Genomic DNA, 14,215 nt, shown 5'->3' with positions numbered 1-14,215 from the left:
CGCCGTCCGGCGCGGGCACGGGTCGCGCGCGCCTCCTGGTCGATGGCATCGCCGCTGCGGGGGGCGGCCGCGCCTTGCCCAGCGAAATGCGCCAGCGCCCAGGCCGCGCCCACGGTGTCGGCCAGCCCCAGCCGTGCGGTCAGACCCAGATCGGCGCAGCCTTCGGCCACGGCGCGGGCCAGCGCATCCTCGCCGCCCACGAGATGCGCGCAACCGGTGACGTCCAGCAGCAGCCCGTCGGTCCCGTCGGTACCCACCCAGGGCGTGAACCGCTCCGCCCAGCGGCGGAGCGCGGCCAGGAACGCGGTCTCGGCCTGCGGATGCACCGGGTAGGTCACGAGATCGGGCAGGATCGCACGCGCATCCGCAAGCGCCATCCCGACCCGCAACCCCCGCGCCTCGGCCACCGCGGTGACGCTGACGACCGTCTGACCCTGTCCGGACAGGGTGATCACGGCCAACGCGTCATCGGGCGGCCTGCGGCCAAGGCGCAGCAGCCGTTCGGCCCCCAGGCGTGGGAACCACAGCGACAGGATTCGACGATGGTTCATTATTGTGGCAGCAATAATGTTCTTGTTCCGTTCCTGCATATGGGACGGAACGGGCCGGAGTCGAGTCCGCGTGTCAGCCCGGCCTGTGGCGGCTTGTGACGGCCTGCCTACCCGCAGAACACGCGGCTGACGGTGTCGTCCGGCGCGGTGGTGAAGGTCAGCCGGTTCGCGTCGAAATCGCGCGGCACGAAATCGTCCGGTCCCAGCACGCGCACGTTGAGCCCTGTCTGGAGCGTGTCTACCACCGCGATCGGCTCGCCGCGCAGGTACTCGAAGAAGCTGGCTTCGCATGTGACCTCGGACGTGACCGGTGTCACGGCGTCGGGCGCCGCTGGCGCGCAGGCGGCCAGCATGGCGGGGATCGGCAGGCACAGCAGGATATGGCGCATCGGAAACCTCTTTCGCCGCAACCTGCCCGCAGGGCGCGCGCACCGCAAGACCATGTGCGCATGCGGCGTGGAGGCGTTGAATCCCTGTGGCTTTTGGAACAATGTCGCCCCAGCACGAACGGGGCCACACAGGGAAGGACAGGATCATGCGGACACGGGCAGCGGTGGCAGTGGCGGCGGGCAAGCCGCTGGAGATCATGGAGGTGAACCTCGACGGCCCGAAGGCGGGCGAGGTGCTGGTGGAGATCAAGGCGACCGGCCTGTGCCACACCGACGAGTTCACCCGTTCCGGCGCCGATCCCGAGGGCCTGTTCCCCGCGATCCTCGGCCATGAAGGCGCGGGCGTGGTGCTGGAGGTCGGGCCGGGCGTCACCAGCCTGAAGCCGGGCGACCATGTCATCCCGCTTTACACGCCCGAATGCCGGGAATGCGAATACTGCCTGAACCCCAAGACGAACCTGTGCCAGTCGATCCGCACGACCCAAGGGCGGGGGGTGATGCCCGATGGCACGTCGCGGTTCACCACGCTCGATGGCGATCCGATCCTGCATTACATGGGCTGTTCGACCTTCGCCAACCACACGGTCCTGCCGGAAATCGCGCTGGCCAAGGTTCGCGAGGACGCGCCATTCGACAAGATCTGCTATATCGGCTGTGGCGTGACCACGGGCATCGGGGCCGTCATCAACACGGCCAAGGTGGAAATCGGCAGCCGAGCCATCGTGTTCGGGCTGGGCGGCATCGGGTTGAACGTGATCCAGGGGTTGCGGCTGGCCGGGGCCGACCAGATCGTCGGCGTGGACCTGAACCCGGAAAAGCGCGCCATGGGCGAACGTTTCGGGATGACCGATTTCGTCAACCCGGCCGAGGTCGAGGGCGATCTGGTGCCGTATCTGGTGGACCTGACCAAGGGCGGCGCGGATTACACATTTGACGCGACCGGCAATGTGGGCGTGATGCGCACGGCGCTGGAATGCGCGCACAAGGGCTGGGGCGAGAGCATCATCATCGGCGTCGCCCCCGCCGGGGCGGAGATTTCGACGCGACCCTTCCAGCTGGTCACGGGGCGGGTGTGGAAAGGCACGGCCTTCGGTGGTGCGCGCGGTCGTACGGACGTTCCGAAGATCGTGGACTGGTACATGCAGGGCAAGATCGAGATCGACCCGATGATCACCCACAATCTGACGCTGGACGAGATCAACCACGGGTTCGACCTGATGCACGAGGGCAAGTCGATCCGGGCTGTCGTGGAATATTGACCGCGCTCAGGTCTTTCGCGCCGGGGCAGGACGACGGGGCGCTCTGGTCGATGCTGGATCCCGCCTTCCGGGCCGGGGACACCTACACGGTAGACCCCGGCATCTCGCGCGCCGAGGCGATGGCCTTCTGGTGCGCGCCGGACAAACGGGTGTTCATGGCCGAGACGGACCGGCCCGTGGGGACCTATTACCTCAAGCCCAACCAGGGCGGCGGGGGCGCGCATGTGTGCAACGCAGGCTTCGTCACGCACCCGGACGCGCGCGGGCAGGGCGTGGCGCAGGCCATGTTGGACCACGCACTCGTCACGGCGCGGGCCGCCGGCTTCCGCGCGATGCAGTTCAATTTCGTCGTGGCGACCAACGAAGGGGCCATCCGGCTTTGGGAGCGCAACGGTTTCGATACCGTGGGGCGCCTGCCCGGCGCGTTCCACCACCCGCAGCATGGATACGTCGACGCGCTGGTGATGTATCGCAGCCTGGTCTGATCCCCCCGCCCTTGCGTCGGGCGGGCGCTTGTCTATAAGCCACGACGATTTGCCCGCACAGAAGTCAGGACCGCACCGCCATGCCCAGACGCACCGACATCTCGTCCATCATGATCATCGGCGCGGGGCCCATCGTCATCGGTCAGGCCTGCGAGTTCGACTATTCCGGTGCGCAGGCCTGTAAGGCGCTGCGGGAAGAAGGCTACCGGGTGATTCTCGTGAACTCCAACCCGGCGACGATCATGACCGATCCGGGGCTGGCGGACGCCACCTATATCGAACCGATCACGCCCGAGATCGTGGCGAAGATCATCGAAAAGGAACAGCCCGACGCGCTTTTGCCCACGATGGGCGGGCAGACGGGCCTCAACACCGCCCTCAAGCTTGCAGACATGGGCGTGCTGGACAAGTTCGGGGTGGAACTGATCGGCGCCAACCGCGAAGCCATCGAAATGGCCGAGGACCGCAAGCTGTTCCGCGAGGCGATGGACAGGATCGGGCTGGAAAACCCCGCCGCCACCATCGCCAACACCATGGACGAGGCGATGGCCGCGATCGACCATGTGGGCCTGCCCGCGATCATCCGGCCCGCCTATACGCTGGGCGGCACGGGTGGCGGCGTCGCATACAACCGCGAGGATTACGAATATTACTGCCGAACGGGCATCGACGCCTCGCCGGTCGGGCAGATCCTGATCGACGAGTCGCTGCTCGGCTGGAAGGAGTTCGAGATGGAGGTCGTCCGCGACCGCGCGGACAACTGCATCATCGTGTGCGCCATCGAGAACGTCGATCCGATGGGCGTGCATACGGGCGACAGCATCACGGTCGCGCCCGCGCTGACCCTGACCGACAAGGAATACCAGATCATGCGCAACGGCTCCATCGCCGTGCTGCGCGAGATCGGCGTGGAAACCGGCGGGTCCAACGTGCAATGGGCGGTGAACCCTGAAAACGGCCGCATGGTCGTGATCGAAATGAACCCGCGCGTGTCCCGGTCCTCGGCGCTGGCGTCCAAGGCGACGGGCTTTCCCATCGCCAAGATCGCGGCGAAGCTGGCGGTGGGCTACACGCTGGATGAGTTGGATAACGACATCACCGGCGTGACCCCCGCGAGCTTCGAGCCGACGATCGACTATGTCGTCACCAAGATCCCGCGCTTCGCCTTCGAGAAGTTTCCCGGCGCCAAGGCCGAGCTGTCGACCGCCATGAAATCCGTGGGCGAGGCGATGGCTATCGGGCGGACGTTCCACGAAAGCGTGCAGAAGGCGCTGGCGTCCATGGAAACCGGCCTGACCGGCTTTGACGAGATTGCGATCCCCGGTGCCGATGACGATGCCACCCGCCATGCCGCGGTGATCAAGGCGATCAGCGCCCAGACCCCCGACCGGCTGCGCCTCATCGCGCAGGCCATGCGCCACGGTCTGAGCGACGATGAAATCCAGGCGGCCACCAGCTTCGACCCGTGGTTCCTCGCCCGTATCCGCGAGATCGTGGATATCGAGGCGCAGGTTCGCCGCGGCGGTCTGCCGGTGACCGAGGACGGATTGCGGCGGCTCAAGATGATGGGGTTCACCGATGCGCGGCTCGCCACCCTCACGGGCCGGGACGAGGACCAGGTGCGCCGGGCGCGCCACAACCTTGGCGTGCAGGCCGTGTTCAAGCGGATCGACACCTGTGCCGCCGAGTTCGAGGCGCAGACGCCGTACATGTACTCCACCTACGAGTCCCCCGTGATGGGCGAAGTGGAATGCGAGGCCCGTCCCACCGACCGCAAGAAGGTCGTGATCCTCGGCGGCGGTCCCAACCGGATCGGGCAGGGGATCGAGTTCGACTATTGCTGCTGCCATGCGTGCTACGCGCTGACCGATGCGGGCTATGAAACCATCATGGTCAACTGCAACCCGGAAACCGTCAGCACCGATTACGACACGTCGGACCGGCTGTATTTCGAACCGCTGACGCTGGAACACGTCATGGAAATCCTGCGGGTGGAACAGTCGAACGGCACCCTGCACGGCGTGATCGTGCAGTTCGGCGGACAGACGCCCCTGAAGCTGGCGCGCGCGCTGGAAGCCGCCGGTATCCCGATCCTCGGGACCACGCCCGATGCCATCGATCTTGCCGAGGACCGGGAGCGGTTCCAGACGCTGGTGAACGACCTTGGCCTCCGGCAGCCCCGCAACGCCATCGCATCCACCGACGCGCAAGCCATGGCCGCGGCCGAGGCGATCGGCTACCCGCTGGTAATTCGCCCGTCCTATGTTCTGGGCGGCCGCGCGATGGAGATCGTCCGCGATACCGCCCATCTGGAACGCTACATCGCCGAGGCGGTGGTGGTGTCGGGCACCTCGCCCGTCCTGCTCGACAGCTACCTGTCCGGCGCGGTCGAGGTGGACGTGGACGCGCTGTGCGACGGGACCGACGTGCATGTCGCGGGCATCATGCAGCATATCGAGGAAGCGGGGGTCCATTCCGGCGACAGCGCCTGTTCGCTGCCGCCCTATTCGCTGCCCGCCGACATCATCGCGGGGATCGAGGAACAGACGCGGGCGCTCGCGCTGCGGCTTGGCGTGGTCGGGCTGATGAACGTGCAGTTCGCGATCAAGCCGAACGATCAGGGCCAGGGCGAGATCTACCTGATCGAGGTGAACCCCCGCGCCTCGCGCACAGTACCGTTCGTGGCCAAGGCCGTCGGCGCGCCCATCGCCGCCATCGCAGCGCGGCTGATGGCCGGGGAGCGGCTGGCCGATTTCACCATCCCCCCGATGCCCAGCGACCGTTTCGCCGTGAAGGAGGCCGTGCTGCCCTTCGCCCGCTTCCAGGGCGTCGATACGCTGCTCGGGCCCGAGATGCGCTCCACCGGCGAGGTGATGGGATCGGACGCGGATTTCCACATCGCATTCCTGAAGGCGCAGATGGGAGCGGGCAGCGACCTGCCGCTGTCAGGCATCGTTTTCCTGTCGATCAAGCCCGCGGACAAGACCCCGCAGTTGGTGGAGACCGCGCGCACCTTGCGCGAGATCGGGTTCGACATCCTGGCGACCGAGGGTACGCGGGCCTACCTGGCCGAGCACGGAGTGGATAGCGACCGCGTTAACAAGGTCTACGAGGGCCGCCCGAATATCGTCGACGTGATGAAGGACAAGGGCGTGGCCGTGGTGATGAACACCACCGAAGGCGCGCAGGCCGTGGAGGACAGCCGGTCGATGCGCAACGTCGCGCTGATGGACCGCATCCCCTATTTCACGACGCTCGCCGCCTCCCATGCCGCGGCACTGGCCATGAAGGCGCGGCGCGACCATGTGATCGGGGTGCAGTCGTTGCAGGAACAGGCGTGATCGGGAATTGATTGTTTACCCTCGTTCGCGCATTGTTCTTGCAGGCCGCCATTGACGGGGGCGGCGTGATGGGACGATATGTGGATGATGGAGCAGAACCCGGCCCAAGACCTGCGTGATTTTCTCAAACAGGACCGTTTTGGAACGGTTCTGGCCGATCCGCCGTGGCGGTTCGTCAATCGCACGGGCAAGGTGGCGCCGGAACACAAGCGGCTGAGCCGCTACCCCACCCTGACGACAGACGACATCTGCGCACTGCCGGTGGCCGACAGCCTCATGGACCGCGCGCATTGCTACCTGTGGGTGCCGAATGCGCTCTTGCCCGATGGCCTGAGGGTGCTGTCGGCCTGGGGGTTCGAGTACAAGTCGAACATCGTCTGGCACAAGGTGCGCAAGGATGGCGGGTCCGACGGGCGCGGCGTGGGGTTCTATTTCCGCAACGTGACCGAGATCCTGCTGTTCGGCACGCGCGGGCGCAGCGTGCGGACGCTGCCGCCCGGGCGGCGTCAGGTCAACATGATGCAGACTCGCAAGCGCGAACATTCCCGCAAGCCAGACGAACAGTATGACCTGATCGAATCCTGCAGTTGGGGTCCGTATCTGGAGCTGTTCGGGCGCGGCCTGCGCGAGGGCTGGACCGTCTGGGGCAACCAGGCCGACGACGATTACAAGCCCACATGGGCGACCTATCCGTTCAATTCGTCAGTCGCCGCCGAATAGCTGGTCACGCAGCCGGGCGGCAGGCCAAGAAGCAGGAGCGGGCAGGGATTGCCCACGCCCCGGTCGATCCGGTCGCGCAGCTTGGTCCAGTGCGTGGTCGCTGTGCCGAACTTGTCCGCCACGAAGGATTTCGCGAAAGCTGCCGCGAAGGGGGTGCCCTGTTCGGTCAACCGCCCCAGCTTGCCGCGCTGCCGGTCGGTGCGGGTCTTCATGCCCCAGGCCGTGAGGTCCGACTGGTCGGTGATGCCTGCCTCGGCCACGGTCCGTTCAACGATCCCCGTCAGCGCCGCCTGCAATTCCGCCCCGCGCGTGATGAGCACGCCCATGGAAATCGCCCCCTGCGCGTGCCGGCGGTGGAAATTCTCCAGGTCCCGGTCGAAGAACGGGTCCTTGTTGTTCCATTCGATTTCCAGCGCGATGGTGCCTGCCGCGGCCCGGCGCACATGGTCGATCTCATGGGATTTCGCCTCGCGCTCCACGCCATCGACAATCGTGCGTGTGACGAATTCGTGCTTGTTCCAGCCTCGCGCATAGAGCGCATCGCGCAGCCGCATCGTGCTTGCAGCCTGCCCGCCGCCGCTGCGAATGATGTCCCGCGCGGGGATACGGAAATCGGTCAATGCGTTGGCGAGTTCCGGCAGCACCTCGGGGAAGTCGCCTTGCAGGATGGCGAGCGCGTGATTGCGGGTGGCGATGTCGAAGCCCGCCTCGGCGAGCTTATCGAGCATGGTGCCTGATCCCGGTCGCTTGCCGCTTTCCATCCCGCGGCGCCCCCGTTAGCGTGGGCGAACAACCAGAAAGGATCGCCTGATGCGCATCGCCCTTACCCTCGCCGTTCTGACCATCCTCGGTGCCTGCGGGGGCGTGCCGATCGTGCCGGGAATCTGACCCGATCACATCGAGAAGCTGACCCCGCAGCCGCAGCTTGACGACGCGTTCGGGTTCTCGACCGTGAAACGGGCGCCGATCAGCTCCTCGGTGAAGTCGATCACGGCGTTTTCCAGGAACGGCAGCGACGTGGCATCGACCACCACGCGCTGGCCATCCCCTTCGATCACCATGTCGTCATCGGCCGGATCGTCGAGCCGGATGTCGTACTGAAAGCCCGAACAGCCGCCGCCTTCGACCGCGACGCGCAGCGCCTTGGGCGTGTCGGTTGCGTCGTTGATCTCGGCCAGCCGGGCAAAGGCGCGCGGCGTGACCTTCGGGGGCAGGGTCAGGTCCATATCGGCTCCAGAGCGTTTGTCATTGCGTTGGGACGAATATATGCAGGCGACGCGCGTGCAACAAGCCAAAGGCCGCTGCCATGCCCCCGATACCGGCGCCGACGCCGATGCCCTATGCCTGCGATCCGGCCACAAGTCGCGGGCGGCTGTTCCCCGAGGACGAGAGCACGTTTCGCAGCGCGTTTCAGCGTGACCGCGACCGGATCATCCATGCCAGCGCCTTTCGGCGGCTCAAGCACAAGACACAGGTCTTCATCGAACACGAGGGCGATTATTTTCGCACCCGCCTGACCCATTCGATCGAGGTCGCGCAGGTCGCGCGCACCATTGCCGGCGTTCTGGGCCTGAACGAGGCGCTGGCCGAAGCGGTCGCGCTGGCGCACGATCTCGGCCACCCGCCCTTCGGGCATACGGGCGAGGACGCGCTGAACGTGCTGATGGCGCCCCATGGCGGCTTCGATCACAACGCGCAGGCGGTGCGGATCGTCACCTCGCTCGAACGGCATTACGCGGATTTCGACGGTCTGAACCTGACATGGGAAACGCTAGAGGGGCTCGCCAAGCATAACGGCCCGCTGCTGGCCGCCGACGGGTCGGGCGAGTTGCATTACGCGCTGGCCGAATACACCGCGCGGCACGACCTGGAACTGCACACCCACGCGGGGCTGGAGGCGCAGGTGGCGGCCCTGTCGGACGATATCGCCTATAACAGCCATGACCTGCATGACGGGCTGCGGGCGGAGCTGTTTTCCACCGACGAACTGGCCAAGCTGCCGCTGCTGGATGCCTGCTTCGCGGCGGTGGACCGGCGCTATGTCGATCTGAACTACTATCGCAGGCGGCACGAGGCGCTGCGGCGGTTCTTCGGTCTTCTGGTGGAAGACGTGATCGCGCAGGCCCGCGCACGTCTTGCGGAACTAAACCCGCAAAGCCCTGCCGATGTGCGCGGCGCGGGTCGGGCGATGGTGCGGTTTTCCGATCCCGTCTGGCGGGATCTGAAGGTGATCCGCGACTTCCTGTTTCACCGCATGTATCGGGCGCCCGACGTGGTGAAGATGCGGGCGGAGGTGACGCAGGTGGTGATGGAACTGTTCCCGCTGCTGATGGACCGGCCCGACCTGATGCCGAAACAGTGGCGCAAGGACGTGGCAGAGGCGCGGAACGAGACCGCGCTGGCGCGGATCGTGTGCGATTATATCGCGGGCATGACCGACCGCTTCGCCATCCAGTCCCATGCACGGCTGACAGGCGAGGGGATCGCGCCGGTTCTGGCCCATGATGGCGTGCGCGCCCCGGGTGGGTAGCGCGCCGGCGGCATCGCCCCTATCTGACCCGAAGTGCGCACGGGCGGTCTGCTTGCCTTATCCCGGCACCGGCCCTAGGGTGCGCGCCAATTGAGAGGGGCCAGCCCCCGTCACACGAGGATACCCGATGCGATCGACCCCTGTTCTAGCCCTTCCGCTTGTTCTGCTTGCCGCGCCCGCGATGGCGCAGGCCGGCGACCCGATGGCGGCTTTCACCAGCTTCGTGCCGCTGATCCTGATCTTCGCGATCATGTATTTCCTGCTGATCCGGCCGCAGCAGAAGAAGGTGAAGGAACACCAGAAGATGGTGGCGGCCCTGCGTCGGGGCGACCAGATCGTGACCCAGGGCGGGCTGATCGGCAAGGTCACGAAGGTCAAGGAAGACAACGAGATCGAGGTCGAACTGGCCGAGAACGTAAAGGTCCGCGTCGTGCAGAGCACCATCGCGCAGGTTCTGAGCAAGACCGAACCGGCGAAGTGATGTCCCGTCCCCGCGCAGGCGGGGACCTCGTCGGGGTCATGCGGCCCCGCTGCGTGCCGCGGAGGCGTGATGCTGCAAATTCCCATCTGGAAACGGGTCGTGATCTGGGGTCTGGTGGCCTGCGGGCTGCTTCTGGCCATGCCGAACCTGTTCTACAGCCGTGTCGAGACCCATAATGACGCCGCGCGCGTGGTCGAAAGCACCGGGGCGGAAACGCCCGAGTTATCCGCCGATCTGGGCCGCTGGCCGTCCTTCCTTCCCTCGGGGCTGGTGAACCTTGGGCTGGACCTGCGCGGCGGGGCGCATCTGCTGGCCGAAGTGCAGGTCGCCGATGTCTACGAAGACCGGATGCGCGGGCTATGGCCCGATGTACGCAACGCGCTGCGGGCGGAACGCGATGCCGTGGGGCCGATCCGGCGGGTCGACGGCCCGGCGGGCGAGCTGCATGTGCGTATCGGCAACGCCGATGGCATGGACCGCGCCGTAGCCGTCGTCCGCGATCTGTCGCGTCCCATCGTGTCGCTGACCGGCGCAGGGGCTTCGGATATCGAGGTGCGCGGCGAGGGCGATCTGCTGGTCGTGGCCCTGTCCGAGGCCGAACGGCAGGCGACGGACAACCGCGCGATCCAGCAGAGCCTGGAGATTATCCGCCGCCGCGTGGACGAGGTCGGCACCCGCGAACCCACGATCCAGCGGCAGGGCGAAACACGCATCCTGATTCAGGTGCCCGGCATCGGGTCCGCCGCGGAACTGAAGGCGCTGATCGGCACCACGGCGCGGCTCACCTTCCAGCCGGTCGTCAGCCGCACGACCGACCCGGGGGCCAGTCCGGGGCCGGGCAACGTGATCCTTCCGTCTCTCGACGAGCAGGGCGTGTTCTACGTGATCGAGGATCGCGTCGTCGTGTCGGGCGAGGAGTTGACCGATGCCCAGCCCGCCTTTGACCAGAACGGCCGCCCGGCGGTCAACTTCCGCTTCAACCCCACGGGTGCCCGCAAGTTCGGCGATTACACTGCGGAAAACATCGGCAGCCCCTTCGCCATCGTGCTCGATGACGAGGTCATCAGCGCCCCCACGATCCAGAGCCACATTCCCGGCGGATCGGGCATCATCACCGGGCGCTTCACGGTTGAAGACAGCACGCAGCTTGCCGTGCTGCTGCGGGCGGGTGCGCTGCCGGCGGAACTGATCTTCCTGGAAGAACGCACCATCGGCCCGGAACTGGGGCAGGACAGCATCGAGGCCGGGGCGCTTGCGTGCATCGTGGCCTTCGTCGCGGTGCTGGTGTTCATGGGACTCAGTTACGGGTTGTTCGGCCTGTTCGCCAACGTGGCGCTGGTCATGAACGTGGCGCTGATCTTCGGGCTTCTGTCGCTGATCGGGGCGACCCTGACCCTGCCCGGCATCGCGGGGATCGTGCTGACCATCGGGATGGCGGTGGATGCCAACGTTCTGGTATTCGAACGCATCCGCGAGGAATTGCGCACGGCGCGTGGCCCCGCCCGTGCGATCGAGCAGGGGTATGAGAAGGCGCTGTCCGCGATCCTCGACGCGAACATCACCACCTTCCTGATCGCGGCGATCCTGTTCACGCTCGGGTCCGGGCCTGTGCGCGGCTTCGCGGTGACGCTGGGGCTGGGCATCATCACCTCGGTCTTCACCGCGATCTTCGTGACGCGGCTCATCATGGTGACGTGGTTCGACCGCGCCCGCCCCAAAACGATCGAGGTCTGAGCGATGCGCCTTCGGCTGGTTCCCGAACAGACGAGCTACGATTTCTTCCGGTATCGCCGGATCACATCGGCCATTTCCGTGGTGGCGGTCGTGCTGTCGCTGGTGGCGTGGATGGTGATGGGGCTGAATTTCGGGATCGACTTTTCCGGCGGCACCTCGATCCGCACGGAAAGCCCGAACGCGGTCGATGTGGGCGCCTATCGTGCGGCGCTCGATCCGCTGGCGTTGGGCGATCTGCGCATCACCGAGGTCTTCGACCCCAGTTTCGGCGAAAGCCGCAACGTGGCGATGATCCGGCTTGCCGCGCAGGAGGGGCAGGAAAGCGTCACCGGCGACACCATCGCCGCCGTGGAAGCCGCGTTGCAGGGGCTCGACCCGCAAGTGGTGCTGGCATCGGTCGAATCCGTGGGTCCCAAGGTGTCGGGAGAACTGGTGCGCACGGCCTTCATCGCCGTCGCCGTCGCGATGGCGCTCATCATGGTCTATATCTGGCTGCGTTTCGAATGGCAGTTCGCGGTGGGCGCGGTCGCCGCGCTGTTCCACGACGTGATCCTCGCCATCGGGATTTTCTCGGTACTGCAGATCCGGTTCGACCTTGCGACCATCGCGGCGCTGCTGACGATCATCGGCTATTCGATCAACGACACGGTGGTGATCTTCGACCGGCTGCGGGAAAACCTGCGCAAGTTCAAGACCATGCCGCTGGTGGACGTGATGAACCTGAGCGTCAACGAAACCCTGAGCCGGACGCTGATGACCAGCGGGACGACGCTGCTGGCGCTGATCGCCCTGCTGGCGCTGGGTGGCGACGTGATCCGCGGGTTCGTCTTCGCGATCACCTGGGGCATCGTGGTGGGGACCTATTCCTCGCTCTACGTGGCGAAGAACATCGTCCTGCAACTGGGCGTGAAGCGTGACTGGTCGAAGACCGGGGGCGAGCCCGGCACGCAGTTCGGCGACGATCCGGCCTAAGGCCGCAACGGGGGGACCATGCGACTGAACGAGGTGCGTTTCGGCGACGGGATGCCGGTGGATGGCTACGGGCCGGGGTTCTTCCGGGTCGGCGGCAAGGTCGTCACGGGTGGGCTGATCGTGGCCCCGGGGCGCGACCCGGCGGTCTGGGGTGGCTATGATGACCGCGCGCCGCTGCTGGACATGGCGACCGAGGTCGACGTGCTGTTCATCGGGACCGGGGCCGAGATCGCACATATCCCCGCCGATCTGCGCGCGGCGCTGGAGGCTGCCGGGATCGGGGTCGAGGTCATGGCGAGCCCGGCGGCCTGCCGCACCTACAACGTTCTGTTGTCCGAGGGGCGCCGCGTCGGGCTGGCCGTGCGGCCGGTCGCGTGATGCGCGCGCGGCGGCGGCGCGCGGGGGCCGTCTGCCCCCGAATCCCCAAGGATGTTTTTCGACAGAAGATGCGGTGCGGCCCATGCTGAACGTGTCCGGTCTGGCGGTCGCGCGCGGCGGGGTTTGCGTGCTGTCGGGGGTCGGATTCACGCTTGCGCCCGGGCAAGCGCTGATCCTGCGAGGCCCCAACGGCGTGGGCAAGACGACGCTGCTGCGCACGCTGGCCGGGCTGCAGCCGCCACTGGCGGGTTCGGTGGCCTGTGGCGAGGACGTGATCGCCTATGCGGGGCACGCCGATGGCGTGAAGCCGACGCTGACCGTGACCGAGAACCTGACATTCTGGGCACAGGTGTTCGGAGGCGGCGGGATCGGCGCGGCCATGGCGGCGTTCGATCTGGACGGGCTTGCGGACCGCGCGGCGCAGAACCTGTCGGCGGGGCAGAAACGGCGGCTGGGCCTGGCGCGGATGATGGTGACGGGCCGGCCCCTGTGGATGTTCGACGAACCCACCGTGTCGCTGGACGCGGCCAGCGTGGGGCTGTTCGAGACGGCGGTGCGGGTGCATCTGGCGGGCGGTGGCGCGGCGATCATGGCGACCCATATCGACCTCGGCCTGACCGATGCGCGGGTGCTGGACCTGTCGCCGTTCCGCCCGCAGCCGGGCGGCGTGCGCACCGGCAACGCGCCGACGGGCGACGAGGCTTTCCTGTGATCGCTTTGCTGCGCCGTGACATGGCTGTGGCCACACGCGCGGGCGGCGGCTTCGGGCTCGGGTTGGCCTTCTTCCTTGTCGTCGTCGTGCTGGTGCCGCTCAGCGTGGGGCCGGACACCGCCGTCCTGTCGCGGATCGCGCCGGGCATCCTGTGGCTGGGGGCACTGCTGGCCTGCCTTCTGTCGCTCGACCGGATCTTCGCGCTGGATTTCGAGGACGGATCGCTAGACCTGCTGGCGACGGCGCCCCTGCCGCTGGAAGGGGCGGTCGCGGTCAAGGCCTTCGCGCACTGGCTGACGACGGGTCTGCCGCTGACCTTGATGGCGCCGGTGCTGGGGGTGCTTCTGAACCTGCCCGTGCCCGGCTATCGCTGGCTGCTGGCGTCGCTGTTGCTGGGCACCTCGGCGCTGAGCGTGATCGGCGCGTTCGGGGCGGCATTGACCGTGGGATTGCGCCGTGGCGGGCTGCTCTTGTCGCTGCTGGTGCTGCCGCTCTACGTGCCGACGCTGATCTTCGGGGCCGAAGTTGCCCGCCGCGGAGCCGAGGGGATGCCGGTCGCCACGCCGCTGGCGCTGCTTGCCGGGATCAGCCTTGGCTGTGCCGCGCTGATGCCCTTCGCGGCGGCGGCGGCGCTCCGCGTCAATTTGCGCTGACAATTGGGAG

15 protein-coding genes are annotated in these 14,215 nt (G+C 66.9%); 11 read left to right on the top strand and 4 right to left on the bottom strand.

The features are described from left to right. On the bottom strand, nucleotides 1-551 hold a 551-nt coding region (locus tag DDE13_RS05710), incomplete at its 3' end, for a Y-family DNA polymerase (protein WP_162630870.1). A 107-nt stretch (nucleotides 552-658) separates the two neighbouring features. Beyond that, entirely contained in the window at nucleotides 659-940 is a 282-nt protein-coding gene (locus tag DDE13_RS05705; RefSeq protein WP_111402324.1) for a hypothetical protein, read from the bottom strand. Between the two features lie 146 nt (nucleotides 941-1,086). Between DDE13_RS05705 and DDE13_RS05700 the strand changes: the two genes are divergently transcribed. From DDE13_RS05700 to DDE13_RS05685, 4 genes are all read left to right on the top strand, one after another. After that, nucleotides 1,087-2,199 (top strand): S-(hydroxymethyl)glutathione dehydrogenase/class III alcohol dehydrogenase, encoded by a 1,113-nt coding sequence (locus tag DDE13_RS05700; protein WP_111402321.1) that lies wholly within the window; start codon nucleotides 1,087-1,089, stop codon nucleotides 2,197-2,199. After that, nucleotides 2,196-2,684 carry a GNAT family N-acetyltransferase gene (locus tag DDE13_RS05695; protein ID WP_235868600.1) on the top strand — a complete coding sequence of 163 codons (489 nt, stop codon included), beginning with the start codon at nucleotides 2,196-2,198 and terminating at the stop codon, nucleotides 2,682-2,684. The genes DDE13_RS05700 and DDE13_RS05695 overlap by 4 nt, the downstream gene beginning before the upstream one ends. Before the next feature lie 80 nt (nucleotides 2,685-2,764). Continuing rightward, a complete protein-coding gene (gene carB / locus DDE13_RS05690; protein ID WP_111402319.1) occupies nucleotides 2,765-6,025 on the top strand; it encodes a carbamoyl-phosphate synthase large subunit in 3,261 nt (1,086 codons plus the stop codon). Between the two features lie 87 nt (nucleotides 6,026-6,112). Then, on the top strand, nucleotides 6,113-6,745 hold the full coding sequence (locus DDE13_RS05685; RefSeq protein ID WP_111402344.1) for an MT-A70 family methyltransferase: 633 nt from the start codon (nucleotides 6,113-6,115) through the stop codon (nucleotides 6,743-6,745). On the opposite strand, the gene DDE13_RS05680 is transcribed toward DDE13_RS05685, so the two are convergent. Beyond that, entirely contained in the window at nucleotides 6,712-7,473 is a 762-nt protein-coding gene (locus DDE13_RS05680) for a BglII/BstYI family type II restriction endonuclease (RefSeq protein ID WP_111402317.1), read from the bottom strand. The two genes, DDE13_RS05685 and DDE13_RS05680, sit on opposite strands and share 34 nt — an antisense overlap. A 165-nt stretch (nucleotides 7,474-7,638) precedes the next feature. Beyond that, the gene (locus DDE13_RS05675; RefSeq protein ID WP_222626037.1) at nucleotides 7,639-7,971 is read right to left on the bottom strand and encodes a HesB/IscA family protein; all 333 of its coding nucleotides are present in this window, start codon (nucleotides 7,969-7,971) and stop codon (nucleotides 7,639-7,641) included. An 80-nt stretch (nucleotides 7,972-8,051) separates the two neighbouring features. On the opposite strand from DDE13_RS05675, the gene DDE13_RS05670 reads away from it, so the two are divergent. The 7 genes from DDE13_RS05670 to ccmB all read left to right on the top strand — a co-directional run bounded on the left by DDE13_RS05670 (nucleotide 8,052) and on the right by ccmB (nucleotide 14,205). Next, a complete protein-coding gene (locus tag DDE13_RS05670; RefSeq protein WP_111402315.1) occupies nucleotides 8,052-9,275 on the top strand; it encodes a deoxyguanosinetriphosphate triphosphohydrolase in 1,224 nt (407 codons plus the stop codon). Between the two features lie 202 nt (nucleotides 9,276-9,477). Next, nucleotides 9,478-9,756: a preprotein translocase subunit YajC gene (gene yajC, locus DDE13_RS05665; protein WP_111402340.1), complete on the top strand. Its 279-nt coding sequence runs from the start codon at nucleotides 9,478-9,480 to the stop codon at nucleotides 9,754-9,756. A gap of 69 nt (nucleotides 9,757-9,825) precedes the next feature. Further along, the gene (gene secD / locus DDE13_RS05660; protein ID WP_111402313.1) at nucleotides 9,826-11,490 is read left to right on the top strand and encodes a protein translocase subunit SecD; all 1,665 of its coding nucleotides are present in this window, start codon (nucleotides 9,826-9,828) and stop codon (nucleotides 11,488-11,490) included. A gap of 3 nt (nucleotides 11,491-11,493) precedes the next feature. After that, nucleotides 11,494-12,462: a protein translocase subunit SecF gene (gene secF, locus DDE13_RS05655; RefSeq protein ID WP_111402311.1), complete on the top strand. Its 969-nt coding sequence runs from the start codon at nucleotides 11,494-11,496 to the stop codon at nucleotides 12,460-12,462. Nucleotides 12,463-12,480: 18 nt separating this feature from the next. Next, complete coding sequence (locus DDE13_RS05650) at nucleotides 12,481-12,840, top strand: Mth938-like domain-containing protein (protein ID WP_111402309.1); 360 nt, start codon at nucleotides 12,481-12,483, stop codon at nucleotides 12,838-12,840. 82 nt (nucleotides 12,841-12,922) lie between these two features. Next, entirely contained in the window at nucleotides 12,923-13,552 is a 630-nt protein-coding gene (ccmA, locus tag DDE13_RS05645; protein WP_111402307.1) for a heme ABC exporter ATP-binding protein CcmA, read from the top strand. Next, entirely contained in the window at nucleotides 13,549-14,205 is a 657-nt protein-coding gene (ccmB, locus tag DDE13_RS05640; RefSeq protein ID WP_111402305.1) for a heme exporter protein CcmB, read from the top strand. The genes ccmA and ccmB overlap by 4 nt, the downstream gene beginning before the upstream one ends. Nucleotides 14,206-14,215: the final 10 nt, after the last annotated feature.

The sequence above is a fragment of the Meridianimarinicoccus zhengii genome (assembly GCF_003254465.1).
Classification (GTDB): Bacteria; Pseudomonadota; Alphaproteobacteria; order Rhodobacterales; family Rhodobacteraceae; genus Meridianimarinicoccus; species Meridianimarinicoccus zhengii.
The sequence above is the reverse complement of the archived record's forward strand: the minus strand, read 5'-3'. Positions and strand labels throughout refer to the sequence as shown.

What these genes read in the sequence shown, in the direction of transcription:
- DDE13_RS05705 (WP_111402324.1), bottom strand. Translation starts at nt 940, where the DNA reads ATGCGCCATATCCTGCTGTGCCTGCCGATCCCCGCCATGCTGGCCGCC.
- DDE13_RS05700 (WP_111402321.1), top strand. Translation starts at nt 1,087, where the DNA reads ATGCGGACACGGGCAGCGGTGGCAGTGGCGGCGGGCAAGCCGCTGGAG.
- carB (WP_111402319.1), top strand. Translation starts at nt 2,765, where the DNA reads ATGCCCAGACGCACCGACATCTCGTCCATCATGATCATCGGCGCGGGG.
- DDE13_RS05685 (WP_111402344.1), top strand. Translation starts at nt 6,113, where the DNA reads ATGGAGCAGAACCCGGCCCAAGACCTGCGTGATTTTCTCAAACAGGAC.
- DDE13_RS05680 (WP_111402317.1), bottom strand. Translation starts at nt 7,473, where the DNA reads ATGCTCGATAAGCTCGCCGAGGCGGGCTTCGACATCGCCACCCGCAAT.
- DDE13_RS05675 (WP_222626037.1), bottom strand. Translation starts at nt 7,971, where the DNA reads ATGGACCTGACCCTGCCCCCGAAGGTCACGCCGCGCGCCTTTGCCCGG.
- DDE13_RS05670 (WP_111402315.1), top strand. Translation starts at nt 8,052, where the DNA reads ATGCCCCCGATACCGGCGCCGACGCCGATGCCCTATGCCTGCGATCCG.
- yajC (WP_111402340.1), top strand. Translation starts at nt 9,478, where the DNA reads ATGGCGGCTTTCACCAGCTTCGTGCCGCTGATCCTGATCTTCGCGATC.
- secD (WP_111402313.1), top strand. Translation starts at nt 9,826, where the DNA reads ATGCTGCAAATTCCCATCTGGAAACGGGTCGTGATCTGGGGTCTGGTG.
- secF (WP_111402311.1), top strand. Translation starts at nt 11,494, where the DNA reads ATGCGCCTTCGGCTGGTTCCCGAACAGACGAGCTACGATTTCTTCCGG.
- DDE13_RS05650 (WP_111402309.1), top strand. Translation starts at nt 12,481, where the DNA reads ATGCGACTGAACGAGGTGCGTTTCGGCGACGGGATGCCGGTGGATGGC.
- ccmA (WP_111402307.1), top strand. Translation starts at nt 12,923, where the DNA reads ATGCTGAACGTGTCCGGTCTGGCGGTCGCGCGCGGCGGGGTTTGCGTG.